Source organism: Ferroplasma sp. Type II (genome assembly GCF_000496155.1).
Map to the genome: position 1 here is coordinate 1 of NZ_KI542801.1, position 25571 is coordinate 25571.

The window sequence follows — 25571 nt, forward strand, 5'->3', positions numbered from 1 at the left end:
ATATGCGTGGAAATATTACCGTTTTTCCCTTTTTTGTCATGTCTTTCAATAGTTCCTTGATTATCTTAGATGATTTTGGATCGAGTCCATTCATTCCCTCATCCATAACAATTATTTTGGGATCATGTATTAATGATCCTATTATTGCAACCTTCTGCTTTGTCCCGAATGATAAGGACCCTATAAATTCATCAAGATATTTCCCTATTTCAAGTGCATTGGAAAATGCGTTTACCCTGTCTCTCAATATATTGTCATCTATTTTGAATACCGATGCGAGGAAATTGAAATATTCTATGGGTGTAAGTGATTCGTATAATGCAGGTGTTTCAGGTATATATCCGATCATGGATTTTATATTGTCTGAATTTCTTGAAACTGATATTTCATCAACCATTATGTCACCTGAAGAGGCAGGCAATATGCCAGCAATTATTTTTAGTAAAGTTGTTTTGCCGGAACCATTAGGACCAAGAATGCCGTATATCTGTCCACCTGCTATGGATAAATTTATGCCATTAAGGGCTATAGTATTACCATAACGCTTGTACAGATTGTTTATTTCAATAATATTCAACACCATATCAACAATATAAAGAGTTATACCTATTATAAATATTTTTGTTGATGGCAGGCTTTGGGACAAATTTATTCATGGGTTCCCCTCAGTATTTTTTCATCATCTGAGGTTAGTTTCACCTCTCTGACATGCAGTGTAAGGGAATACTGTTCCAGGAAATTTAATACCTTTGCAGCATCCTCATTCCTGAGTATCAGAACTCCTCTTAGGAGCTTTCTATGAGGTATGCTTTCCAGCAAACCATGCCTATGGTACTTATACTTGCCATTCCCTGAGGTTGAATCCTGTCCATAGAACTTCTGCATGAACTTGTTTATTGTTCCATGAGCTGTCTTCTCTGGAAAATGAAAGAGTATCATTGTTCCATTCATTATGTGGAATAGTACACATAACTATTTAAACCTGTTCGTTATACATATATGTGGCAAAGAAGAATATAGAGGATCTGAGGAATCTTGTCAAATCGGTAAGGGATAAATCCTTCCCCTACGAGAAAAGGGATCAGGCCGAAAGGAACTGGCATCTCTATGACCAGGCACAGGTGAATGAAATAGCCGATGTGCTGGAAACAATCAGGGATGTGGTTAACATAGCCTCTTCCCGTATTCAGGAGGAGAAGAGGGGAGCTGGAAGGCCTCCAGTTCCAGCCTCAGACATAGTCAAGGTTATGCTGATGCAGGCATACTTCGGCATGCCCAACCGCATAGCTGAGGGATTTCTTAGGCTGTTCAGTGAAAAGCTTGGGATATCCTCAGAATTTTCCTATAAGACCATAGAGAGAGGCTATGAACCCGAACGATCAAAGAAGCTCCTGGATGAGGTTCTCAGGATCATGAACGAATCAGGCAATTCCACGGAGAAGATATTCTCCACAGATGGAACAGGTGATCCGGCAACGATGAAGGCCAACTATGAATCGAAGAGAAGCCAGCAGAGGATCGAGAAAGAGAAGAAAAAGGGCGAGAAGGAGCAATCGGATTCTTTTCCCCACACGAAGGGAAAACACGACTTCCAGTATTCATCATTTTCAGTGGGAGTCCATACAAAGATGATAGCGGGCCTATACACCACAGATGACCACTCAATAGGAGAGCTGTCCATGTTTCCAGGTATAATGGCACAGACCATAGACCTGTGCCCTCAGATAGAGACAATGTTGGGGGATGCACTGTATTCAAGCAGGAAGATCTGCTCTACTGTTGATGGATACGGTATAACTCCCTATTTCCTTCCAAAAACTAATGCAACATTCCGTTCCAAAGGAGTGCCATCATGGAAAACAATGCTATATGGATTCATTGATAATACTCAATACTGGATGGAGCAGTACCATATGAGATCAATATCAGAATCTGTGAATTCAATGATGAAGAGGAAGATGCCTGTAAAGATAAGGAAGAAACTGTCTCAGAGAAAGAAGACGGAGGAGACCCTGAAGATCAACATGCACAACCTGAGGCAGTACAGCTACCTGAGGCGTACAAATCCGGAGATGATAAAAGATTACCGGGGATTCCCCTCAAAATAATATTGTCCCAAAGCCTTGATGGCAGTCAAGCTTAATACTGGAAGATTTTATATATTGTTACATTCAAAACAATGAAATGTGGAATATCAGGTGGAATATTTCTCCTACTGTAAAAGTTACTGCAGCAGCTCCCAGTGCCAGTAATGCTGATCTGAGTCCCGATTTAAGTATAGGTGTATTAAGAGATAATGCCACAATTGAGTTTGAGATTCCCTGTGCTATGAACACAAGTGTCACTGAAAGTATTACTGCAGTATATTTATAAAAGAAAATAAAGGGCAGTATGGGAATTACAGCGCCAAGTACATAGGAAATTGCAGTGTTTAATGCGGAATTTGTAGCCTCCGAAGAATATTGCTGAATCATATTTTCCACTCCCTTGCTTTTAGAGAATATATTCTTTCGGTTGAGCATGGCAATTTTATATTCAGATTCTGATTTTTGTGCAAGATATGCCCCCAGGGTCATGCTGAATGTTCCACTTATACCCACAACCACACCACTTAATGCTATGTCTATATGGCTTGTTATTATTGCGGAAAGACCTACCAGGGTAGCTAAGACTTCCACAAGTCCATCACTCATTCCGTATAAAAAATCCCGGCTTTTTTGTATATTCTTTGCACTCATGGAGATTTTGTTTGCAAATATTTCTTCATGCTCCATTTCAGCGATTATCAGGTCGTTTACCTTTTTCTTATAGTCATCGTCCAATTTATAACTGTCAAGGTATGCTTTATATTTTTTAATTGACTGGTATTCACCATGTTCAAGAAGATTAATAATAAGGCTTTTTCCAAGTATGTTCCTGAACATTTTCATGAAAAAATATTTGAATTTCCTGTATGTTATTTTATTAACGTTCACATTTGAGGATTTCAATGCCTGACCCCAGAAATTCGCATGTTCGCTTTCTGTAGTAGCCAGTTTCCTGAAATTTTCCTTTAACTCGGGGTCTTCGGTTTTCCTAAAGAGATAAGTGTAGAATATCATATCAGTCAATTCATCACGGAGAAATTTTACCTGATACTTTGAGTTGGAATCGGCAACCATGTAAACTTTATAATTAAATCATATAAAAGTCCTTTTGAGATTTTCGGTAAACCTATGAAATTTTCTACAGATGATTATGTCAGAAAGGAAGTTTATGACTGACGAAGTAGATAGCATGAACAAAAAAAGAACCAAGATAATTATAAGAACCTGAACTCCCCTATTTTAACCCATAGGTATCATGTCCTTGAACATACCAATAATCTTTTCTACTATCCTCTCCATCTTTGACAGTTCAAAGATAATCTCGTTGATGGACATTTTTCCAAGTAGACTGCAGCCCTTTAGCACTTTCAGTAATATCAAAGATTCTATGGCTGATTCTGGCTATATGATACAATAAGCAATTATGGCAAAATGCATGCATATGGAGGATCGAGAACGTAATAAAACATTATAGGTAATTATAAAAATAATAACTGACGGAAATTATAATATAAAGGGAATTAAACAGAATAACTGGTTTGAATAAGTTTATATAATACAATGTAAAGATGACGTTTGAATAACAAATAAATTTATATATATGAATATTATACCACAAATATGAGTGTTATTAGAAAATCTCATATTAATAATACTAAAATGTTTTTAATAGTTTTTACAGCTATAATCATGGTTGGTTCTGCCTTTGCGGCGATTTCCCAAACAGGAAATGGAAATTATGTTGGCGATATTAACGCAAACGTTAATACATTGCATCCCGGTCTAAATAGTATGGATGTTAACAATCATCCGATTCCTGTAAATAACACCATATTGAAAGGATATAAATATATACACCAAACTCCTACAAACAAAAATATACTATTTACAGTAGATGTTCCTTTAAATAATGTATCACTTTTAAATTCATATGCCAATGAAGTTAATACTCCGGGATCTCCGTTATATCATAAATTTATGACTAATAAGGAAATAAAAAACATGTTTTTGCCCGTTAATCGATATAATCATGAAATTACGATCTTAAAAAGTAAAGGCTTTCATGTAGATTCTTCATCTTCAGACCCTATAATAGTCGCATCACAATCTGCAGGGTATATATCAAATGAGTTGGGATTAAATATAAGTTGTTATTCAAATGGAATTTCGAGTTATTATTATGGATACGGCACCCCTTCATTGAATAATGTTAATGTCCTAGTCACAAATATTACAGGTTTATATTTATCGCATCCTTCCACTTTGGTAACACAAAAGGAATTTCAGCATACATATAAAAGTGAAAATCAAACCGCACCCTTAGAAGGATATTCACCTAAATATCTTGAGCAGGTTTATAACGCTACATCATTGTATAAAGAAGGATACAATGGTTCTGGTAAAACTATTGGAATACTTGATTTTGGTGGTGATCCGTATATAAAAGAGCAATTAAGTTATTTTGACCATGAATTCAATATATCTAATTCCCCCAATTTTACAATAGTGCCAGTAGGCCCTTATCAACCTCTATTTGGTGTTACATCTGGGTGGGCAGGAGAAATAAGCCTTGATGTTGAATCCTCACATACCATGGCCCCAGGAGCGAATATAACACTGTATATAGGGAATCTTAATTGTGCCCTTGCACCCTTAATAGCCACTATAGATTCGCAGGATAAGGTCAATACACTATCGCAGAGCTTCTCCATACCTGAATCGGATCTTTCCAGTACTGCGAGCGGATATGAGGCATGTATACAGACCACGAATGAATTATATGCTATGGGGTCATTGGAGGGCATAACATTCAGTGCATCTTCTGGAGATGTTGGAGCAAGCGGTTTCAGCACTGGTCCACTAGGAACGGTGGGATATCCTGCAACATCACCATATGTAACAGCTGTGGGTGGAACAAGCACATACCTTGATATAAACGGAACGCAGGTAGTATCATTTAACCAAACCGCATGGTCCAATTACGGTTTTGTTCCTCAAGAAGTGAATTATGGTGGATCAACTGGTGGAATAAGTTATATACAACCTAAACCATTTTATCAGGACTCGTTGAAGACACCTAAAAGTTACCCGAATGGTAGGATGGTCCCTGATTTGTCATTTGAAGCTACTTTATATCCGGGATTCTTCTATGTTATGCCAGGAAATGTTACGGGATTATCAGGTGGAACCAGTGAGGCGAGCCCCCTATTTTCTGGATTAATGGCATTAATGGATGATGCTGACCATACAAAGGCAGGAATGATAAATCCAGACATATATTATATGGGTGAACATAATTATAGCAAGGTCTTTAATCCTGTGACTTTTGGATATAATATACCCTTCACCGACCATTATGGATATAACCTGGTCAATGGATGGGGTTCATTAAATATAGGAGCGTTTGCAAACGAATATAAAATGCTTAATTACAATGTTAAACCTAAACTTAATATTATAATAAAGACTACAAATGAAAATTTAACAGATATTGCCCTGGGCATGAATAATGCTACTGCCTTGCAGGAATATACCCCGGGTATGACTGTATATGTGTGGGCAGAAATCCAAGAAAATGTTACAGGGAAATTATCCAATGTAACCACAGGCCATTATAATGCATCATTAATAACATTGAATGGAACGGTATTGTCTACCAAATTATCTTATAATAGTTCATTGTCTAAACTCGCATCAAAAAGTGTATGGGAATCCTCATTTGTCATGCCATCAAATGCCACAGGTCCTTCTTATATAGATGTCTCTGGGTACAATGGAACAACCTACGGAAATAATGTTGACAACATATTCAGCGGATATTATGTTCATATATTTAACCCATCAGCAACAGAACCAATATCAACAGAATGTGGCATACCAGTTAGTGGAGAATTAGAATGGTTAAATGGGACAGTGGTAAATAATACACAATTTCATTTAAAACCATATAATGTTACAATGTCACTGTATACTTATTCCATAATGTCAAATGAATATACAAATGATCTCAATTTGACCCTGGTTGATACCAATGGAACATTGAGTGGGCTTATACTTGGAAACTATCCTGATACGGTTGCACTATTGAAAGGCATAAATGCATATGCATATATTCCATTCATGAATGGAGCGTATCTTCAGGGTACTGAGATCTTTGGGCCTGTTATTGGTGAGCCGGGAACTGTTGGCGCCGGCCAGAATATATTAATTCATGGCACTGTAATGCCACCTACTAACGAATTAACAGGTCTGGGTTCCTATTGCTCAAATATAACATTTTCATTGATTAATCCAAACAATCAGGTTGTGAGCAAAATTACCACAAAACCTGTAGATTTAGAACTTATTACTGGTGTGGCTGTGGCCGACCAACTACCTGTACCATCAAATGCTACCACCGGATTATACACAATATTAATCAATACAACATACAAATCCGTAAACTACAATGATTACATTAACGGGTCGTTCTATGGGCAGATATATGTTTCATCCCAGTATAATATCCCAAAAATTAGTGTAAATTCATCACTTTACGAGGGAGAAACAACACATATAATGGCAAATATACAATTTAAAAATGGAACTGAGGTCAAATATGGAATGTACTCAGCAACACTATACCCAAAAATATTGAGCTCGGAGTATTCTATTGAAACAGAACTTACGCAAATACCACTATATTATAATTCCACTATAAACAGATGGGAGGGTACTATGGTTCTACCATCTCCATATAACTCAGGCAGTTATGGAAAAGATTATTACGGTTTATCCTTAACCGCAGCTGAGTTGCCTGTTGGGCAATATTATATCTATGTATCAGGTATCTCTTCCAACGGTGTGCCGACAACCACAAATTCAAATGCACAAAAAGAGATAACAATAGAGCCATATGACTACATCACCAATACCATTGAAAATTCTTTGGTGCAGAATTATGGACTAGCCTTAAATAATGTTACTATGGACCATTTTACTGGCAATCTTACAGGTAGTGTTTTATTAGCAATGAATACAGTTAATAATTCTAATCTAAATATATACTATTCTAGCATAAACGGTACTTTATATGTAAATAACAGCAATATACATTTATTCGATGTATACGGTTTGAATATAGTAGCTACAAATAGCACTATAACAATGGTTTCCAGTAGCCTAAATACATTAAATCTGAATATGTCTAGAATCATAAACGAAAACTCCACCGTAAATAAAATTACTCCTGGACAGGCACACATAAATATAATATCCCCAGTGCAGAACGATTCGTACAACGGAACAGTGAATATCAAGCTAAATGTGGTCGGAAATGATATATCAAATGTAGAATTGTTCATAGCAGGTAAGGACGTGTATAATACGACAAATACAGGTTTGATACATTACTCATTTAATACAACGGGGCTTAAAGATGGATCATATCCTGTAACAGTTCAGGTAATGCAAAAGGATGGAATAATATCCCAAAACAGTACAACATTAACTACAGATAATCAGATTTCTACCCTGGGCCATACAGTATCGAAGTTATCTAAAAGCAATGGCATTGTCTATGATATAGCATATGGAGGCGTGGCAGCAGGTTCAATTGGAATCGGACTTGCAGGATATCTGCTTGCAATCAGAAGGCTTAAAAAATAAACATTATTTCTATTTTTTTAATTATAATATTTTATAATAATGTCGTGTTTTACATCTATTTAGTGCAATTTTAATATTGCCGGAATTATGTTGGATGGTTATTTACAATGACTCTAATATTATGATAATTTGTATTGGTTAAATAGTGATTGATAACTAAATTTTAAATAAAAATGTACACATAACAAACTATATAACTGTTTTAGCATTATAATTTTATGGAAAATAATGCGTTGCTAAACGGTGTTAAGATATCAACAGACCTGCCAGGACCGAATGCAAAAAAAATTATGGAAGAGGATGAAAAATATCTGGCCACGTCCACAAAAGCTTTGCAGGTAGTTGCCTATAGAGGTCAGGGGTGCTATATTGAGGATGTTGATAACAATGTTTTTCTTGATTTCTCAAGCGGTATAAGCACGACAAACATAGGCTATGGCAATGAATACGTTATTTCGAAGGTTCAGGACCAGTTGCATAAACTATGGCATTTCGCAGGCACGGATTTTTACTATGGTGAACAGGTTGAATCAGCAAAGGCATTAATTGGGGTTTCTCCAGGAAGCCATGATAAAAAGGTCTTTTATACCAACAGTGGTGCAGAGAGCAATGAGGCCTCGTTGAAACTGGCCAGAAGTTATACAAAGAGGCCACAGTTCGTAGGGTTTATAGGCGGATTCCATGGAAGAACCATGGGAGCCCTTGCATTTACAGCATCCCAACCTGTGCATCATGAGGGATTTTTCCCTGAGATGGGTGGTGTAACACATATTCCATTTCCAGACCCATACAGAAATCCATTCAATATAGATGGTTATGAGAATCCTGAGGATCTGACAAATGCAACTATAGATTATCTTGAAGATTATGTGTTTGGAAAGTTTCTGCCGTCAAATAATGTTGCAGCCATACTTGTTGAACCAATACAGGGCGAAGGTGGATACGTAGTACCACCAAGGGATTTCCATAAAAAACTCATGGAAGTTGCCCATGACAATGAAATACTGTATATCATGGATGAGGTGCAAACTGGCTTTGGCAGAACCGGTTATTTCTTTGCATCTGAATATTTTGATGTCGATCCAGATATTATGTCTGTGGCGAAATCAATAGCCTCTGGGATACCCATGGGTGCATCAGTTGTCAAAAGCCGGTATAATTTTGAGAAATCAGGTTTGCACTCAAACACATTTGGTGGGAATCTTCTCGCTGCTGTTTCAAGCCGTGCAACAATAGAGGAAATCAAAAAGAAAGATATGATTGGCAATGCCAGAAGTGCTGGAGGTTACCTGAATAAGAGGTTGCACGAATTGCAAGATAAATATGATAATATAGGCGACGTGAGGGGACTCGGATTAATGCAGGCAATAGATTTTGTCAAAAACAGGAAGACAAAGGCACACTTCCGTGGGCTAAGAGATAAAACCGTAGAAAATGCATATAAGAAAGGACTCATACTACTCGGTGCCGGAGAAAGCGCAATACGATTCATACCTCCTCTGATAATTAATGAAAAACAAATAGATGAAGCCATGGATATACTGGATGAGTCCATAAAAAAGAGTTTATGAATTTAAATAGTTTATAAGGGTAGTAAGGGGTAGCCCTTCTTCCCATCTTAATATATAATTCCCTGTTTTTGTGATTTCCTGTTTAGGCAGAAGTTCATAGAGCCCACGCATTTTCCCTTTGTAGCTGAAATCGCTTTCTATTGAAAAAAATCTCCAGAAATCCCCCCTGTAATTCTTCAATCTGTATGCATATGTTATGAAAAGTCCAGATAAAATGCATCTATTATGCAGTTTCAATGCCTGATCCTGTTTTGTCCCTGAGGCTTCGCTGAACGCGAGATGATTTCTGGATGAGGATTTTACCTCTATAACAAGAGAGTAATCATCACGGAGGGCCACTAGGTCTGCACCGAATGAACCAGCTGCCCTTGCAACATAGAAAGGTTTGTCCATCATTGTATATATTGTATCCCTGGATACAGGGTCTAAATTTTTCGAAATCCTCTCTATTGTGTTTTTTGTTCCTGATAATATGTTCATTAATTCCCTTTCATAGATGCTACCATTCATCTTACACCCTCCAATGAGACCCCATGCGGAAGCGTGGAAAAAATTGTATAGTAAACCTCAATCCCTTGCCGTATCTTACTGTTTTGACCTTCTTCGTGCGTATATTCATCTTCTATTCTCCTCCTTTTGTAATGATTGATTTTCCAAATGGGGCATCCCGGGTGTGTATGTATCTCTCCGGTTTAACCTCTGCCTTTCTTTCATGTTTTCAAAGACACATAATCAACTCTTGCGCTGTCCCTCAGTTAGGGGTAGTTGACTTAAACCTTCAATTCAAATTTTTCCGTAAATTGCTTAAGGCCTGAAGCCGGTATTCTGATCTGTTTTTTGCATCTTCTAATCTTTTCTTTTCCTCGTCGCTCTCCGGTATTATTTCTGGTATTTCTGATGCATGACCGCTCTCATCAAGCGCAACGTATGTAAAAAATGCCCGGGTTGTGACATTTTTATTACCTGTGATCACATTTTCCGATGATACGTCTATCTCAATCTCCATTGTTGATTTTGTGGTATATGTAACCATGGAGTGCAGGTGTACAATATAACCGAGTTTTATAGGAGAAAGGAAGAAAAGGCTGTCTATGCTTCCTGTCACTACCTTCTTCCTGCTGTGCTTAAACGCTGTAATGCTTCCTATGTTATCCATCCATTCGACAAGCCTCCCACCGTACAGGTCTCCGAACATATTTGTATCTTCAGGGAGTACAATAATTTCCGAACGAACCTCAGATTCACTAACTTTTTTTCCCATACAGGTTTATTCTTGCAGATAATTTAACATTTGCGAGCGAGAATTCTCATTTTGCCGGATAATAGATGAAAGCGAGCGAAAAGTATATTATCACTCTCAAAATATTCTTCTGTCCGCTGGCAGACAGAAGTGAAAGAGATAAGATAGCATATTGCTTCATTAGTGCCTGAATCCGTAAAGTCAGATTGCTTGGCATGAATAACAAAGTATCTACTCACCGAGGGGAATTCAAGCCCATGGAGATTCCACCACCGACCGTTGAAGTGGGAAGCTCCTTGTGAAAACTGGGGGAAGAGGTCACTAATCTTATCAAATATCCATATCTATTGAGGATGTTTTATGAAAAGAATTGTAATAGCCATTGGGGGAAATTATCCTGATCAGCATAAGAAATCCGTGTATTTGAATTCAATTGAGAAAATATTTACAGAAATGGGTAAAATGATAGCTGAAAATGATGTTGTAATAACATATTCAGGTAGTTGTAATGAAAATAAACCCTCTCCGACTGCGATCATGAATTCATATGACCATGTAAAATATACATATGGATATTCAAAGGATATTATTTCCCTTTTGACCCGAATTGAAGTTAAGAGCTACCACGATTCGTGGAATGACAGTGCTACTAAGGATAAGCTCATAAATGGAAATATCCAGGAAGAGGAACTTGGAAATCTTAAAATAGAGAAGTGCTTAGAACCACTGGATATACCTGAAAAATCTGCTATAATGACGCTGCTATCCGATGGGTATTTGCCCCTCGTTATAGGTGCAGGTTTCCCTGTAATAAAAGAACTACAGTATTATAAGGAATGCCGTGGAATTGTTAATAATTATTCTTCATCGTCTCTCCTTGGGACACTTATTGAAGCGGATGAGTTTATAATAATATCAGAGTGCAGCAGTTATTCTGGTAGTATTTCAGTAACTGATTCCGATTGCCTGAAAAGTATACGGTTCCATAACCTTATGGCAATGTATAAAAATGGCCACTTTGCCGGGTCTGAAATGGACAGTAAGATAAAACCAATGCTAGATTTTATTTCAAAGGGAGGGAAAAAGGCAATCCTTATGACATTAAATATGAACACTGAAATTGTAGTCACGCTGTAAATTCATTTATCTGTTGACTCCATTATAATAATGCCTAAATACAACTAATTTCTGGATAGAAGGATTTACTGACTGTTGATTGGATTATAAACATTTATGCCACATGCCAATTTTATTCCTTTAGCCTTTGGATTTCCGATTCATCAGGATAAACAAAACATTTTCTGCAGCGAGGTTCATAGCTTTCCATGCCTCCTATTTTTATCTGCTCACCAAATACCTCCCTGCCATTCATAATTCTCTGTGTGAATGTTGCATCTTCTCCGCATTTAGCACATACTGCGGTCAGGGAATATACCTGATCTGCCCGTGATATTATTTCCATTGAGGTTTTAAAAGGAGTTCCCAGATGGTTTTTATTGAGTGCTGCAACATAAACAATTTTATCTTCGCTGGCTATTTTATTTGCTATCTCAGGCAATATGGAATCATGATTCCAGAACTGGGCTTCGTCTATTCCTATTACATCAACATTTTCTGACAGACTGTACATTTTCTTGACACCAGCATTATCTGTATTCAGGACTATTGCAGGGAGCCTCATGCCCTTATGAGTAGTTACGAATGTAGTATCGTATCTTTTGTCTATCTCCGGCTTAAATAACAGTGTGTTTCTTCCTGCAAGGATCTCGCGTTCGAGTAATTCTATTAATCGTGAGGTTTTACCCGAAAACATTGGTCCGGTGATAACTATAAGTTTGCCCATATTGATATTTTTCATAGTAATCGTATAGTTAACTTGTATAAGTTTTTGACTGGTGATCAGGAATCTCCATAATAGGTCACAGTGATGTGTTATTAAGATGATTAATTATATATTAGAAAATATTATGAGTATTGAGATAATTATGAATATACCCAGGTGAATTAATGGAGGCAGAGATAACAAATTTTAGGGAATATTATGATAATAAAATCATAACGGCGTTGATAGGAATAGAGGCGGATGTCAACCATGTTGATACAATCGGAAGGATTATAGGAGAAAACAAGAATGTGGAAGAAGTCTTTGTTGTTACAGGCGAATATGATTTAATAATAAAAGTCCGATTCCCTGATTATATAGCTCTTGAAAAGTTCATAGTTAATAACCTTAATTCAATACAGGGAATAAGGAAATCTAAAACGATGATGGTACTATCCATCATTAAGGATATCTATATGAGGTGATAGAATGGATGAAAATTTGTTTAATGAAGTTTTGGCATTGATGGATGAACTGGAAGATGATTCGTCCATACCAAGAAATGTAAGAAAAACGTCTTCCGAAGCAAAAGAGAAAATGAAGGACAATAAAGAAAGTCTTGATCTCAGGTGTGCCACTGTCATATCAGAACTTGATGATATCTCAAATGATCCAAATGTTCCATCACATGGCAGGGCTGCCATATATACTATAATCAGCAAACTGGAAGCACTTTCCAAATCTTGAATATATCCATATTATCCTGGAAGAATATGAATTTTATTATATATTAATTTTTTTTTGTATAGTTAAATATATATAACATTATAATATTATTATACGATTAAAATGACGCTTTCTGAAGAAGTTAACAAGTTGGCTAAATATCTAATGGTGTCTGACATACCGAGAAGTGTGGCATACACTTTAGTTTATATCAAAGACAAGGGAGAAATAACGTCTGTTGAGATAGAAAGGGAAACGGGATTAAGACAGCCTGAGGTATCTATCGCTATGCAATGGTTGCGAAGAAAAAATTGGATTGTGAAGAGAAACATGAAAAAGGAAGGCAAAGGTCGGCCTATACATGGCTATAAGTTATCCAAGGATTTCAATGAGATACTTGAGGAGATAATAAACGAACGTGAAAAAAAGATTGATGAAATAAACAATACCATAAATCAACTGAAAAATTTTAAGGATTAAATAATCCAATTTTTATAAACACAATTTTTAGTATATAAAAATATTAATCATATATTTACATATACAGCTATGTCATCTATTAAGGATGGGGTCATAGCAGGATTAAAATCCGGTTTTATTTACTTCATTATTGCTTCCATCGTAAATGTAATAATAATCTACATCTTTTCAGGAGAACTGGCATATGCATATGGCCTACCTATTACTTCAAAAGAACTATCTCTATTATTTACTGTGTTTTCTGTTTCACAGGTACGTGACATATTCATACTGGGCATGTTTTTCGGGGTGTTTTATTCCCTGCTTCTTGCAAAGTATTTCGACATTATCCCGAGAAACACACTGAACGGAAAGATAAAATTCATGGTACTCGCATACTGGCTTGTATTTTTTGTCATAATAACAGCATACAGTCTTGGCATAGATGGCCTGTACGGGACAATATTTTATTTTGTAACATATATTGTGGTGAATTTCTTCCTTGCACTTTTATTCGGACAGTTGCTGGAAAAATATAATTCAAGGTACCTCAATCAAAATGCATAATAATAATTATCTATAATTTTTACCATAAAATGAGTATCATACCATTCATATTCTTTTTTTTCTCCGCTTTCGTAGATTACAGGGAGGTAAGGAGTTCTGACAACCAGCTGGTTTTCCTTTCCTACAGTGCATTCAACGTAATTAAGAGGCAGCCCTAGTGACCCTTTCCTGATATCATCGAAGGGGTTCATGTGCGTTGTAAGTGTGTATTGATCCGATCTGCCCATTATCAACGGAATTTTAGTATATTTATTAAAAACATCCTCAATTTTAGGGTCGAAGAAGGGCATTATACAATATTTTGCACTATTGATATTTATTTTCTTTTCTACTATGGTCGAATAAAATATTGGATTTCCTATTATAAAATCGGGACTATTCCTGGATATATTATTAAATTTGTTTATTGCAATGGTTCCAGAGAATGATATTGGCAGGGTTATTGAGTATATGAGCCCCAGTGGTGTTGAATGATTTATTTGTGAATAAAATATGGGCTTGCCATCAAATTTTGGAAGCCAGTAATTGATCAGGAAAGTTGGTGCTATAATATCTTTCACCCTGAAGGTCAACAGCTTACCATCTATATGAAACATGATGCTGTGAGAATCTGATGTTTCTGAAATTTTGGAGCTGTTATCACTGTATATAAATTCATAGAATTTCAGTACGTTTTTCCCGTATTTCACAGGTGACCGGTTCCAGATATTATTGACTATGGCTTTTCCCAGTGTAAGAAAATCATTTGGATCTGATATTATATATTTTATTCTTTCATTATTTGCTTTTTCTGCAAATTTTTTACATATTATCATTACCTTTATGCCGTATTTATCAGTATATGCATTTACTATTTTTTCATCAATATTCCCATCAATTATTAGAATGCGGGCACCGATTTTCATGGATGATATTATGGAAATAACATATTGTGGAGAATAATCCATCCAAATGCCTATTGTATCCCCTTTCCTGACGTTCAAGAGATGCTCAAGCTGATATGCCATAGAATCCACATATTTAAGCAATTTTGCGTATGTAATATATTTATCATAAAATATTATTACTGGCTTGCTTCCATTTACCTCAGCATTTTTTTGCAGAAGGGAGTATATTGACATATCCGGAATGTTTACATGGCCATTTACTGCCTCAATCATCATGATATAATCATTAAATAGGTTTAAATTTTATTATGCAAAATATTTTTTATATTGTCTATCATATCCATTATGCCATAATAATACCCATATTTTTCAAATGACATCTCGGCGCATCTTTTGTTAATAAAGGATCCCAACACCGCAGACCTGAATGGATTGACTTTTCTGGAAGCAATACCGGCCACTATGCCGGCTAGTGCATCACCTGTACCTCCCATAGTCATGCGGCTGTTTCCCCCATATGAATATGTGGTTGTTTCACCGTTGGTGATTATATCCCTGCTTCCCTTTAATAAAATTACGATTCCGTATTTTCTGGCGGTTTCTATGGCATTTTCTTCAGTTGGTGGTAATCCGGTAAATGCAGTAAATTCTGCTTTATGAGGTGTTATTATGGCATTTCTGCCTGCAATTTTTGAGGGTTTTATAATTTTGAGGGCATCGGCATCCAGGATTAATTGCCCCGGGTAATTATTTACTGCATATTCCATTAAACTTCGTGCTTCATCTGTTTTACCCATTCCTGGGCCAATGAGCAGGGCATCTAATCCAGATATGTCAAAAACCTTATCTTTTACCGGGTAAAACATTAAACCTGGATTATATGAGAGTATTATTGATCTATTTGCATCATTTGAAAATACCTTTACAAGATCTGTTCCTGTGTTATATGCTGATAGGGATGACATGACTGCAGCACCTGAAAATTCCCAACCGGCCAGAATTCCGACGGTTCCATTCATGCCTTTATGAGATTCCGGGGTAGAAATGGGCATATAAACCATGTCCCCAGGACCGGAAATAGATTTCACATCATCTGGTATGCCTATGTCGGTAACTATAATTTTACCGCTGTTTGAAGGATTCATGCCATTTTTAATATCTGTAAATGTGATTGTATACTGGGGCTTTATTTGTATATCTGTTGGGAATCCAGAGGGAACGTCCACAGATATTATTGGTTTGCCACTTTTGTTCATTATATCAATTACACCATCATATGGTTTCCTCGGTTCACCGTTTATTCCTATTCCGAATATTGAGTCTATTATTATATCCGATTCGGAAATAATACTATCTACTGATGATATATCATAATATTGCCCCTCATATTCATTTATGGCCCTTCTGGCTTCTGGTGTTTTTAACCCATTTATCCCTTTTATTAATACAACAGAAACCCTGTATCTTTTACGGAGAAATTCACCGGAGCATATGCCGTCGCCAGCGTTATTTCCAGTACCGCATATTATGGCTATTGATTTTCCTGGAGGAACCATGCTTATTACAAAATCTGAGAGTGCTTTTCCAGCATTTTTCATAAGTTCATATGTATCTCCATAAATCCTGGCATAGTTAATATCCATACATTTTTCATCCAGATAATCCATAAAAAAAGATTATATAAGCATACTTAAATGTGACTGAGTAGCCGATAAAAATACACCAAAAATATATATCAATTCATAATATTTAATTATGTCAAGGGTAGTAATGCATGAAAGTGATAAACCATATCTGATAAAAGTTGGTGATAAAGAACTCCATCTGTGCGCATGTGGACTTTCAGAGAACAAGCCATATTGCGATGGCCATCATATGAAAACGACAGATGAAGGAAGTAAATTATACGTTTATGACCATAACGGCAACAGAATTGAAATAAGTTCTTTTTATAAGAAAGAATAATTATAAAAATTTACTTTTTTACCGCTCAGCTTGCCCGTCATTAATCATTAAATCATTTATTTATAAATATCATCACTGCGGCGGTGGAATATTATTTTATCATATATTAAATTTACAAAATTATATTAAAAGGAGTTTCTACAAACGTTGAGAATTAAAAAAATCAATAATATGGAAGGGATTTGAAAATTTATGTTAAATGATACAAAACCAACCGAATTAATAAGCTCTATCTTCCCTCTATCTCCTTTATTATGGCAAGTTTCTCCCCCGTCTTTCATCTTTGCCATTCTGCCATTATTTCCTATAGATCTCTTTCAATTCTTCTTTTAATATGTATATAACTCAATAAGATAATTTTGTCTCACTATTTATTAAGTGACTTATTATTTTTTGAATTAATTTGTAAAATTGCAACTGTTAGTACAACTGTTAGTACAACTATAAGTTCTATTACACTAAATATAGCAATGTTCCCAATTTGATGGGATAAATACGAGTCATATTTAAACATTTGGGACGAGTATGGATACGCTATTATAAGAAGCACAATAACATTTAAAATCATCAAAAAAACTAGGGATAATAAAATATATTTATCTTTTTTTGGAAGCGTTTTAGCCTTAAATTTAATGATCTGTAATAGAAGGATAACTGAAAGTGCTATATAAACAGATATGAAATAAAAATAAAAGATTATTAGTTCACCCATGTATTATCACCGTACTTGTTTTCTATATAATTTGTATAGGAGGCGAAATAACTACTGATTACGACACCTGTCAATGACCCGACCGCTACAAATGGTATAGCTGGCCATAATGTTACTAGATTCCCATTGGATAGGTGCCCATAAAATCCTATAGAAGAAGCTAGAGAACCCGCAACTGTCACCGATGGATAATAATAATCATTTTGCATGTATGTCCAGATATATTTATTCCCGCTTGGTTCATTAGCATACGTTGATTCATATAACTGAGTCATAGCATTTTCAACTTTATAAATTGCGAATCCCATTAACACTGCAACTACTCCCCCCACTATTGCTCCAACCAGACCTGCACGTGAACCTACACTTGTACCAGCTATTGCGTCTGCTACTAAATAGGCAGTAATACCAGATGCGGCAGTGCCACTTAGTAATCCACCCAACGTCATATATGATTCAAAGTTGTTGTATTGTTTCTGTGCTGTCTGTCCTGCCCATAATTCATTGAAATTATCCTGTTGACCATATGTTACGCTCCACCCGCCAAGCCACCACGGTGCATGATATACAAAATAGTTAATAGAGACCATTACCCAGGTTCCACTGTCTGATGTTACACCACCAGGAAGGTCCGGCTTTATGTTAATAACATAAGAAGTTGAATTGCCAGTTTGTATTTTAGATGGAACATTATGTCCAGTATGCAGGATTGATTCAACAGAATTCACTGCCATTCTGTTGCTGTAATTGAATGATGATTTTTCAATATTTGTAAGTCTCATAATATATGCCTTTCCTGCTATTGATTGGTTAAGATATTCTCTGAATAGCATAGATCCAGTTTTTGATGATATTGGAGGGAGTTTGTCCTGAGCATGATTCTTTATGTACCAGGTGGAAAATGATATTGCTATTTTATTTGATATGTTTGAATTTATATTGCCCTTTGCAGCAGGAGATTTGTTTATAACATATTTGCTTATGGCAATCTGGGGTGAAATACTATTAACACCTGTATTGCCTTTATCAGTGGGAATATTATTTGCTAAAGGAATAAAAGCCACCATTACAAATATTGCTGCCATTAACACACCTATTATTACCTTCTTTCTATTCATAATGATATAAACGTATGAATATATATATATATCGGTAACAATATTAATAAATAATTTAGTAATAAATAATATAGTACTATATTCCATTATAATTTCCCAGAGATATCCTTCCAAAAACAACTGGTGTTTTGCCAAAGAAATAGATAATCGCGTCCGCAGATCTGGTTGGGTCATGTGAATATAGATAAGTTTATTATTTGTTTACAGTGATAGGAAAGTCAGGAAACATTGAATAAGATATCTGCAAGTGTTAAAAAAATGGATAAAAACATATAAACCGACGTATTCCCTAAAAAATTGCGGAGTTAAGGTTTTAAATATTAGTTTATAAAGTGGTGTTATTTTTTCGTTCTTATTCATATTCCCATAAATTAAATGGGGCTGCCCGAATTTGAATCGGAGTCTCAGGCTCCCAAAGCCCGTAGGATGCCAAGCTACCCCACAGCCCCTTAACAGTAGAGTTTAAAAAGGTATTTAAAATTTATATTTATTATTTTGTTTCGGCCGTTTTTTCCGCAGTGGAATGTTCTGGTATGAACTTTGCAATTCTGTGGTTTGATACGTAGGCATAATATATCATCATCAGTACGAGCCATATACCACCAACGACGGATATTATAAAAGCAAGATATTCCATCGCAGAGTTGGTTGTCACTGCAGGTATATATGCCGCCATATTTGCATTTCCAAACACATATGGATACTGCTTCAGTTCAAGGAAAGCCACAGATATTATGGTCAGGATTACAACAAATGGCTTATAGGAAGCAAGGTAAGTTGTCCCCTTAAAGGCATACAGCAACGGTATTACCAAAGCCAGTACTATGGGTATTCCTATAAATGCATTGTTTAATGTATAATCCCTGGCTGTAATTGAGTAATATGAGGGCATAAATATAGCGAGGCCTATTACAACCAGTATCAAGGGAAGGAATTTTCCTACTGTTGTTTTTATATCCGTAAGACGGTAAAATACCATTCCTATTCCATTTGCCAGTATAAGTGCCCCGATAATGAAGCCTATCACACCAGGATGTGAATATAATACCCCGAAATTGGTATAACTGCTAGAATATGGTATATTTGAAAATTTGCCATAGCCATAAATGTGAACTCCGTATCCACTGGAAATTGCTGCCAGGATTGAAAGCGCCATAATACCCATTATAAACGTTGCAACAGAATATACGATGTACAATTTCCTTTCATCAAAATATTTGTTTTCATGCCATACAAATTCCGCGTATATGATAAAAGAGTTTCTCACCACGAGGAAGAATATGAAAATTGCAAATAACAGGAACAGGGAATATGCTATTGATGGCATCAGTACAGGGATTATATTCTCCATATCTACCAGCCAGAGGACAAAAAACGTGCCAACCACTTCCCAAACTGGGACAATGTAGGATAAAACGTTTATCCTTATTTTGTTGTCCTTAAACCTCATTGCAATTGGAACCACGGCCATCAGTTCTGTTGAAAACATTGCAACCATTGAAGCTATTACCACAATTAAGAATAGTACGTCGAAATTTAAGCCATAAATTAAGTTTGCCATTTAATTCACCTCATACCTGCTTTTGCAGAAACGGATTTCCTGCTCCTTCTTTCATCTTCCATTTTTATGTCGTCCTCGCCAAGTTTGAGGTCTTCTTCTACATTTGACAATTTCATTACTTTGGCAGCGAAATAAAATGTTGCCGGGAATATTATCAGATAGAATGCGATAATGGCTATTCCAAGAGGGAAAACAGCTGGTGAAGTTGATGCGGCCTGTGCAATTGTCATTGTTCCATAATATTTTACACCATTGACAACAAAACCGCCTGGAACCGGTGATCTTATTATAAATGGAACTCTTCCAACTTCGGCAGTGTACCAGCCATCTTCCATGGTAAATACACCCATTATTGCAGCTGCTATTCCACCAAGAAGTGTAAATCTGTGGCTTAATGGGTCTTTCTTCCTGAAATACTGTACTACAACGTATAGCCAGTAGAGCCCCATCAGGACACCGAAACCGACCATGAGGTCTAATGTGTCATGCACTATGTATGGTGGCCATACGCCATAATCAGTTACACCATGATATGTTGTTAAAGGGATAAGCCCGGGAATATGACCCTTTCCGAAGGTAAATGGAAAAGCAAGCAAAGACTGTGCGTATGGAAGTGATGGGGCGTAAGCCAGTTTATGATTTATAAGAATGCCAAATATATGTTCCGGTGCCATGGTAGCAAACGAGGTTCCTATTGTTGCATGCAAATCCAATTCCAGTGCGGCGTATTTTATTGGTTCTATAACCAGTAATGTTGATAGTTCTTCTGAACCTGTAGCACCGAGATATATAATATCTAATATCATGAAAACAGCCGCTATATTTATTCCTCTCCTGTAGATCATTTTTTCAGACATATTGGTTGTTTTCAGATATTTATATATCAAATACGCAAGAATCATTGCTATACCTGCATAATATACAGCACCGGACATGTGAAGTTCTTCCGCAGCGGTTGAGGCAGTAATAAAGGGTGCGAATGGATTTACATTTGTTACCTGGCCGGTAGTTACAAATTTGGCCACATTAAATCCATTAGGAGTGTTCATCCATGCGTTTATTTCAGTAACGGTAAATGCTGAAAGATATGTTCCTATTGTAACTGCAAGGCTTAAACCCCAGTGCTCCCACCTGTTTTTGAAATCCTTCCAGAAATATACATACATTGGAAGAGCTATGGCCTCCAGAAGGAAAGAGAACACCTCAACATAAAATGGCCCCATAGAAACCTCTCCCACCAGCTTCATGAAAGATGGCCAGAACAGGAATAATTCCATAGCCATCACTGTTCCTGAGGCGGTTCCTACCGCAAAGAATATTACAAGGGCCTTTGATAGTTTATATGCAAGTGTGTCATAATATTTGTCCTTCTTCTTGAGTGCGAGAAATTCGGCAATAGTTACCATTATTGCCAGACCCATGCTCAAAGATACCAGCAGTATATGCGCTGATATAGTATAAGCGAACATTGCACTATCCCAAACTGGATATGATATGGACATGTTTATCGGCGGAAAATTACAAAATCATATTTAAAGTTAATTTTATTCCCAGACTAACTAAATATTATTAAAATATCATTATTGTGAAATATTTATCATAAATAATGCATTAATAATTTAAGATATTTAAACTATGGTTGGTTTAAAGGGTTTAATTATGTTTTTATCGGCGGCTCTTTTATAATACAGATCTAGAGCTTTTCTGCCCCTCTCGCCAAAATCTATGGAAAGATCATTTACATACATTAAAATGAACTTCCTTTCGAGATCAAAGTTGTCGTACCTTGAATATTTCATAGCGTATTTTACCGCATCTGTTTCGTGTTCCATTGCATACTTTATTGAGTTTTCAAAGTCTTTTTTGTATTTCAGTTTATCTTCCAGAGGCATGTCTTTCCTTATAGCATTAAACCCCAGAGGTATGGGGAGATCGCCTGCATATTTTTTCCATTCATCGTAAAGACCTAACACCGGTACCAGTCCCTTTTCCTGAAATGTCAATTGTTCATCATGTATAAGGATTCCTGCGTCAACTTCATCGTTCATAATAGCATTCACTATTTTGTCAAAGCGTACCTCTTTAAATTTACCAGCTTCTGGCGCAAACATTCTGTACAACAGTTCTGCAGAAGTATATTTACCGGGACTGGCTATAGTTTTGCCCTTCAGGTCAATTTTCTTTTTGGCTATTACCTGCGGTCCATAGGATAAACCAAAGCTTGCCCCTGATGTTGTCAGATCATATTTATCGGAGACGTGCATGTACCCATTTGCCGATATTGCCGTTACATCATATTTTGCGTCAACTGATTCTTTGTTAAGAGTTTCTATGTCCTTTACTACCTGATCATAATCAAATGATGTTTCTATCTTGTGCTCAAACATTGCATAAAACATAAAGGCGTCGTCTGGATCAGGTGTGTGTGCTATCAACATTTTCATGAGTATTATATTGCAATAAGGTTAAAAGCGTTTTTTATTATGGAATATTTCCAGGAAAAAATTAGGAGTTGAAATATTTAGTTATGCGAATAGTCTATGAATCTATAACAAATTTATATCCATATTCTATTATACCACTTTCCCCATCCTGGCGAATCTTTCTGAAGACTGTATGTACCTTTGTTCCTATATCAACATCCTCAGGTGCGCAATCGACTATTTGAGCAGTTATAACAGGGCCTTCTACCAATTTTATAAGGGCTAGAACATAGGGAACCTGCCTTTTGAAAGAGGGCGGTGCATCATGTACAATAGTATAGGATAATACTTCACCATTTCCACTGAATTTTACCTTTTCCATTTTTCCTATAGATTCTCTGTGGCATGTGGGGCATATGTCCCTTGGAGGAAAATATGAGTTCCCGCAATTCTTGCATTTAAATCCAATAAGATTGTATCTATATTCTGTCTCTCTCCAAATTCTTGATAATTCTGTCATTTTATTCACCCAGTATATGTATTACAGAGGATGACCCGGTTCCAGCCATGTTATGGATAAGAGCGTACCCTGCATCCTTTATCTGGTTATCGCCAGCTTTGCCCATTAGTTGCTTATATGCATCCACTGCCTGCCCAACACCAACAGCACCGTATGGATCTCCTTTGGCTTTCAGTCCGCCTGAGGGATTTACCGGAATACTTCCATCCAGTTTTATTTCATCGTATACAAGATCCTTTGCTTTCCCCTTTTCCGCGAATCCCAGGTCTTCCAGTTCTAATAGGCCATATATTGAAAATGAGTCATGAACTTCCATGAATGATATGTCACTCCTTTTTATCTGTGCTTTACGGAATGCTTTTTCCACCGCAAGTTTTGTTGAATTTAATGTGTATATAGATTTCCTTGAACCGACAGCGAGATAGTCTTCTGCCACTGCAGAACTTAATATGCGGATACCTTCACGATTATTCTTTTTCGTGTAACTCTCAGATGCCAGAACCAGTGCTGCCGCACCGTCACTCAGAGGGGAACAGTCCATCATATTAAGGGGGTCGGCAACAGCAGTTGCGTTCATTGCCTGCTGTATCGTCAACTTGTTTCTGAACTGTGCATCTGGATTCTTTGAACCGTTCAGATGATCATTTACTGAAAACATCGATAAAGCTTCTTTTTCAACGTTGAAATCGTGCATGTATTTTCTGGCTATGAGTGCTGCCATTGCTGCAGGTGTTGCACCGAAGAATGCTTCCCACTCGCGGTCAAGTATTGATGATGATTTCTCAAGGATGTCATTTCCGTGTATATCTGTCATTTTTTCTACACCACCGACGACTACAACATCGTATTCTCCAGATTTTATGGATAGATAAGCATCCCTTAATGCAGCTCCGCCCGAAGCTGTGGATGATTCTATCCTTAAGGATGGAATGCCGTCAGCAGACAATCCTGAAAAGTCTGCTATCAGGGCACCTATATTTTCCTGCTGATTTATAACGCCAGCAAGTGAGTTTGCGCCATAAATTGCATCCACGTCCCTGGAATAAATTCCAGCATCTTCAATAGCCTTTAATCCGGCTTCAACTGCCAGATTCCTAAGTGATTTGTTCCACAATTCCCCGAATTTTGTTTCTCCAGCACCGATAATATAAACTTCATTACTCAAAACTCTCACCCATAATAAGCATTTTTCTGAATTTCGTATACATAGCATAATCTATGAACTTTACATTTTCTATCATTTTTCTGACGCCAGGGGCATTTTCATGTTTATAGCTTTTCATATTATCTGTTATAGTAATATCAAAGGCATCCGATCCGGCACCTGAACCGAAGGAAACTGCAAGTATCCTGTCTCCAGGTTTGGCTTCATCCAGTATGGCGGACAATCCGGTCATTGTAGAACCGGAATAAGTGTTTCCGATATATGGCGTTAACAGGCCAGTTTTATACTGTTCCTCAGTAAAACCCAGCATTTTTGCAACCCTTGTGGGAAATTTCCCATTGGGTTGATGGAACACAACATGATCATAATCACTGCTTTTTGTTCCCATCCTGGACATCATTGCCTTTGCTGCGGATATGACATGCTTGAAATACCCCGGTTCTCCGGTAAATCTCTCACCGTGCCTTGGATAGGGCTCTCCTTCCCTTCTCCAGAAATCAGGGGTGTCCGTGGATACTGATAATGTATCATTAATCTCTGCTATTACATCATCCTTTCCAATAATCACTGCGGTACCACCAGCCGATGCACTATATTCAAGAGCGTCTCCTGGAGCTCCCTGCGAGGTATCTGATCCAATAGCTATGCCATATTTTATATAATCTGCATCAACCATTGCCTTGACATTCTGCATTCCGGCCGTACCTGCCTTGCATGCAAATTCATAATCTGCAGCGAAATACTCAAGGGGCATGCCTATTGCGGCAGCTACTATTGTAGCAGTGGGTTTCACAGCATAGGGATGAGATTCAGAACCGACATATATTGCTCCAATATCATGAGGGTTAATTTTTTTTCTTTTAAGTGCATTTCTTGCAGCCTCGACTGATATGGATGCTACATCCTCATCAGGTGAGGGTACCGATTTACTGAGTATAAAAAGATTATTTTTCATTTTTTCCGGATCGTCGCCCCATATCCTGGCTATTTCCTCTGGCTTAATTCTATATATGGGAACATATGACCCATAGCTTACAATTCCAGACATAATTGGATAAGTATAAGGGCATATATAAAAATTCACGTTTAATAATTCGTTAAC

The 25571-nt window shown here is 36.8% G+C and carries 24 protein-coding genes and 1 tRNA gene; 9 read left to right on the top strand and 16 right to left on the bottom strand.

What is annotated here, in order from left to right:
* Positions 1-583, bottom strand: a 583-nt coding sequence (locus AMDU4_RS12090; RefSeq protein ID WP_021788238.1) for an ABC transporter ATP-binding protein, incomplete at its 3' end; no start/stop codon positions are given.
* 65 nt (positions 584-648) lie between these two features.
* The gene (locus tag AMDU4_RS12095) at positions 649-951 is read right to left on the bottom strand and encodes a hypothetical protein (RefSeq protein WP_021786172.1); all 303 of its coding nucleotides are present in this window, start codon (positions 949-951) and stop codon (positions 649-651) included.
* A gap of 50 nt (positions 952-1001) precedes the next feature.
* Between AMDU4_RS12095 and AMDU4_RS12100 the strand changes: the two genes are divergently transcribed.
* Positions 1002-2108 carry a transposase gene (locus tag AMDU4_RS12100; protein WP_021786533.1) on the top strand — a complete coding sequence of 369 codons (1107 nt, stop codon included), beginning with the start codon at positions 1002-1004 and terminating at the stop codon, positions 2106-2108.
* Positions 2109-2171: 63 nt separating this feature from the next.
* On the opposite strand, the gene AMDU4_RS12105 is transcribed toward AMDU4_RS12100, so the two are convergent.
* Positions 2172-3161, bottom strand: a complete 990-nt coding sequence (locus AMDU4_RS12105) for a VIT1/CCC1 family protein (protein ID WP_021788239.1) — start codon at positions 3159-3161, stop codon at positions 2172-2174.
* A gap of 546 nt (positions 3162-3707) precedes the next feature.
* Here AMDU4_RS12105 and AMDU4_RS12110 point away from each other — a divergent pair.
* Positions 3708-7733 (top strand): protease pro-enzyme activation domain-containing protein, encoded by a 4026-nt coding sequence (locus AMDU4_RS12110; protein WP_021788240.1) that lies wholly within the window; start codon positions 3708-3710, stop codon positions 7731-7733.
* Between the two features lie 218 nt (positions 7734-7951).
* A complete protein-coding gene (locus tag AMDU4_RS12115) occupies positions 7952-9304 on the top strand; it encodes an acetyl ornithine aminotransferase family protein (RefSeq protein ID WP_021788241.1) in 1353 nt (450 codons plus the stop codon).
* Here AMDU4_RS12115 and AMDU4_RS12120 read toward each other — a convergent pair.
* Positions 9299-9814 (bottom strand): hypothetical protein, encoded by a 516-nt coding sequence (locus AMDU4_RS12120; protein ID WP_021788242.1) that lies wholly within the window; start codon positions 9812-9814, stop codon positions 9299-9301. The two genes, AMDU4_RS12115 and AMDU4_RS12120, sit on opposite strands and share 6 nt — an antisense overlap.
* A 268-nt stretch (positions 9815-10082) precedes the next feature.
* Complete coding sequence (locus AMDU4_RS12125) at positions 10083-10565, bottom strand: acyl-CoA thioesterase (RefSeq protein WP_021788243.1); 483 nt, start codon at positions 10563-10565, stop codon at positions 10083-10085.
* A 339-nt stretch (positions 10566-10904) separates the two neighbouring features.
* Here AMDU4_RS12125 and AMDU4_RS12130 point away from each other — a divergent pair, with 339 nt between their 5' ends.
* On the top strand, positions 10905-11681 hold the full coding sequence (locus tag AMDU4_RS12130) for a hypothetical protein (protein WP_021788244.1): 777 nt from the start codon (positions 10905-10907) through the stop codon (positions 11679-11681).
* A 112-nt stretch (positions 11682-11793) separates the two neighbouring features.
* Here the strand turns inward: AMDU4_RS12130 and AMDU4_RS12135 are convergent, their stop codons facing one another.
* Entirely contained in the window at positions 11794-12402 is a 609-nt protein-coding gene (locus AMDU4_RS12135; RefSeq protein WP_290705303.1) for a thymidine kinase, read from the bottom strand.
* A 149-nt stretch (positions 12403-12551) separates the two neighbouring features.
* On the opposite strand from AMDU4_RS12135, the gene AMDU4_RS12140 reads away from it, so the two are divergent.
* The 4 genes from AMDU4_RS12140 (at position 12552) to AMDU4_RS12155 (ending at position 14118) form a co-directional block, all read left to right on the top strand.
* Positions 12552-12851 (top strand): Lrp/AsnC ligand binding domain-containing protein, encoded by a 300-nt coding sequence (locus AMDU4_RS12140; RefSeq protein WP_021788246.1) that lies wholly within the window; start codon positions 12552-12554, stop codon positions 12849-12851.
* A gap of 4 nt (positions 12852-12855) precedes the next feature.
* On the top strand, positions 12856-13113 hold the full coding sequence (locus AMDU4_RS12145; RefSeq protein ID WP_021788247.1) for a UPF0147 family protein: 258 nt from the start codon (positions 12856-12858) through the stop codon (positions 13111-13113).
* Positions 13114-13215: 102 nt separating this feature from the next.
* Complete coding sequence (locus AMDU4_RS12150; protein ID WP_021788248.1) at positions 13216-13572, top strand: MarR family transcriptional regulator; 357 nt, start codon at positions 13216-13218, stop codon at positions 13570-13572.
* Positions 13573-13641: 69 nt separating this feature from the next.
* Positions 13642-14118: a hypothetical protein gene (locus AMDU4_RS12155; RefSeq protein ID WP_021788249.1), complete on the top strand. Its 477-nt coding sequence runs from the start codon at positions 13642-13644 to the stop codon at positions 14116-14118.
* On the opposite strand, the gene AMDU4_RS12160 is transcribed toward AMDU4_RS12155, so the two are convergent.
* Positions 14106-15278: an AMP-binding protein gene (locus tag AMDU4_RS12160; RefSeq protein WP_021788250.1), complete on the bottom strand. Its 1173-nt coding sequence runs from the start codon at positions 15276-15278 to the stop codon at positions 14106-14108. The genes AMDU4_RS12155 and AMDU4_RS12160 overlap by 13 nt on opposite strands.
* 23 nt (positions 15279-15301) lie before the next feature.
* Entirely contained in the window at positions 15302-16672 is a 1371-nt protein-coding gene (locus AMDU4_RS12165) for an NAD(P)H-hydrate dehydratase (RefSeq protein WP_290705306.1), read from the bottom strand.
* Between the two features lie 88 nt (positions 16673-16760).
* On the opposite strand from AMDU4_RS12165, the gene AMDU4_RS12170 reads away from it, so the two are divergent.
* Complete coding sequence (locus AMDU4_RS12170; RefSeq protein ID WP_021788252.1) at positions 16761-16970, top strand: CDGSH iron-sulfur domain-containing protein; 210 nt, start codon at positions 16761-16763, stop codon at positions 16968-16970.
* 699 nt (positions 16971-17669) lie between these two features.
* Here AMDU4_RS12170 and AMDU4_RS12175 read toward each other — a convergent pair.
* The 8 genes from AMDU4_RS12175 to AMDU4_RS12210 all read right to left on the bottom strand — a co-directional run bounded on the left by AMDU4_RS12175 (position 17670) and on the right by AMDU4_RS12210 (position 25517).
* On the bottom strand, positions 17670-18800 hold the full coding sequence (locus tag AMDU4_RS12175) for a hypothetical protein (RefSeq protein ID WP_290705309.1): 1131 nt from the start codon (positions 18798-18800) through the stop codon (positions 17670-17672).
* A gap of 376 nt (positions 18801-19176) precedes the next feature.
* Positions 19177-19249: transfer RNA gene (locus tag AMDU4_RS12180), tRNA-Pro, on the bottom strand.
* A gap of 41 nt (positions 19250-19290) precedes the next feature.
* A complete protein-coding gene (locus AMDU4_RS12185; protein ID WP_021788255.1) occupies positions 19291-20361 on the bottom strand; it encodes a hypothetical protein in 1071 nt (356 codons plus the stop codon).
* A 5-nt stretch (positions 20362-20366) separates the two neighbouring features.
* Positions 20367-21863 (bottom strand): cytochrome ubiquinol oxidase subunit I, encoded by a 1497-nt coding sequence (locus AMDU4_RS12190; protein ID WP_021788256.1) that lies wholly within the window; start codon positions 21861-21863, stop codon positions 20367-20369.
* Between the two features lie 126 nt (positions 21864-21989).
* A complete protein-coding gene (locus AMDU4_RS12195) occupies positions 21990-22805 on the bottom strand; it encodes a menaquinone biosynthesis family protein (protein WP_021788257.1) in 816 nt (271 codons plus the stop codon).
* 94 nt (positions 22806-22899) lie between these two features.
* Complete coding sequence (locus tag AMDU4_RS12200) at positions 22900-23304, bottom strand: Zn-ribbon domain-containing OB-fold protein (protein ID WP_021788258.1); 405 nt, start codon at positions 23302-23304, stop codon at positions 22900-22902.
* Position 23305: 1 nt separating this feature from the next.
* A complete protein-coding gene (locus AMDU4_RS12205) occupies positions 23306-24517 on the bottom strand; it encodes a thiolase domain-containing protein (RefSeq protein WP_342765610.1) in 1212 nt (403 codons plus the stop codon).
* Positions 24462-25517, bottom strand: a complete 1056-nt coding sequence (locus tag AMDU4_RS12210; RefSeq protein ID WP_021788260.1) for a hydroxymethylglutaryl-CoA synthase — start codon at positions 25515-25517, stop codon at positions 24462-24464. The genes AMDU4_RS12205 and AMDU4_RS12210 overlap by 56 nt, the downstream gene beginning before the upstream one ends.
* Between the last annotated feature and the right edge of the window lie 54 nt (positions 25518-25571).

What these genes read in the sequence shown, in the direction of transcription:
- AMDU4_RS12185 (WP_021788255.1), bottom strand. Translation starts at nt 20,361, where the DNA reads ATGGCAAACTTAATTTATGGCTTAAATTTCGACGTACTATTCTTAATT.
- AMDU4_RS12175 (WP_290705309.1), bottom strand. Translation starts at nt 18,800, where the DNA reads ATGAATAGAAAGAAGGTAATAATAGGTGTGTTAATGGCAGCAATATTT.
- AMDU4_RS12170 (WP_021788252.1), top strand. Translation starts at nt 16,761, where the DNA reads ATGTCAAGGGTAGTAATGCATGAAAGTGATAAACCATATCTGATAAAA.
- AMDU4_RS12105 (WP_021788239.1), bottom strand. Translation starts at nt 3,161, where the DNA reads ATGGTTGCCGATTCCAACTCAAAGTATCAGGTAAAATTTCTCCGTGAT.
- AMDU4_RS12145 (WP_021788247.1), top strand. Translation starts at nt 12,856, where the DNA reads ATGGATGAAAATTTGTTTAATGAAGTTTTGGCATTGATGGATGAACTG.
- AMDU4_RS12160 (WP_021788250.1), bottom strand. Translation starts at nt 15,278, where the DNA reads ATGATTGAGGCAGTAAATGGCCATGTAAACATTCCGGATATGTCAATA.
- AMDU4_RS12205 (WP_342765610.1), bottom strand. Translation starts at nt 24,517, where the DNA reads ATGCTATGTATACGAAATTCAGAAAAATGCTTATTATGGGTGAGAGTT.
- AMDU4_RS12135 (WP_290705303.1), bottom strand. Translation starts at nt 12,402, where the DNA reads ATGAAAAATATCAATATGGGCAAACTTATAGTTATCACCGGACCAATG.
- AMDU4_RS12150 (WP_021788248.1), top strand. Translation starts at nt 13,216, where the DNA reads ATGACGCTTTCTGAAGAAGTTAACAAGTTGGCTAAATATCTAATGGTG.
- AMDU4_RS12125 (WP_021788243.1), bottom strand. Translation starts at nt 10,565, where the DNA reads ATGGGAAAAAAAGTTAGTGAATCTGAGGTTCGTTCGGAAATTATTGTA.
- AMDU4_RS12115 (WP_021788241.1), top strand. Translation starts at nt 7,952, where the DNA reads ATGGAAAATAATGCGTTGCTAAACGGTGTTAAGATATCAACAGACCTG.
- AMDU4_RS12140 (WP_021788246.1), top strand. Translation starts at nt 12,552, where the DNA reads ATGGAGGCAGAGATAACAAATTTTAGGGAATATTATGATAATAAAATC.
- AMDU4_RS12210 (WP_021788260.1), bottom strand. Translation starts at nt 25,517, where the DNA reads ATGTCTGGAATTGTAAGCTATGGGTCATATGTTCCCATATATAGAATT.
- AMDU4_RS12120 (WP_021788242.1), bottom strand. Translation starts at nt 9,814, where the DNA reads ATGAATGGTAGCATCTATGAAAGGGAATTAATGAACATATTATCAGGA.
- AMDU4_RS12200 (WP_021788258.1), bottom strand. Translation starts at nt 23,304, where the DNA reads ATGACAGAATTATCAAGAATTTGGAGAGAGACAGAATATAGATACAAT.
- AMDU4_RS12095 (WP_021786172.1), bottom strand. Translation starts at nt 951, where the DNA reads ATGAATGGAACAATGATACTCTTTCATTTTCCAGAGAAGACAGCTCAT.
- AMDU4_RS12190 (WP_021788256.1), bottom strand. Translation starts at nt 21,863, where the DNA reads ATGTCCATATCATATCCAGTTTGGGATAGTGCAATGTTCGCTTATACT.
- AMDU4_RS12130 (WP_021788244.1), top strand. Translation starts at nt 10,905, where the DNA reads ATGAAAAGAATTGTAATAGCCATTGGGGGAAATTATCCTGATCAGCAT.
- AMDU4_RS12110 (WP_021788240.1), top strand. Translation starts at nt 3,708, where the DNA reads ATGAGTGTTATTAGAAAATCTCATATTAATAATACTAAAATGTTTTTA.
- AMDU4_RS12155 (WP_021788249.1), top strand. Translation starts at nt 13,642, where the DNA reads ATGTCATCTATTAAGGATGGGGTCATAGCAGGATTAAAATCCGGTTTT.
- AMDU4_RS12195 (WP_021788257.1), bottom strand. Translation starts at nt 22,805, where the DNA reads ATGAAAATGTTGATAGCACACACACCTGATCCAGACGACGCCTTTATG.
- AMDU4_RS12165 (WP_290705306.1), bottom strand. Translation starts at nt 16,672, where the DNA reads ATGGATTATCTGGATGAAAAATGTATGGATATTAACTATGCCAGGATT.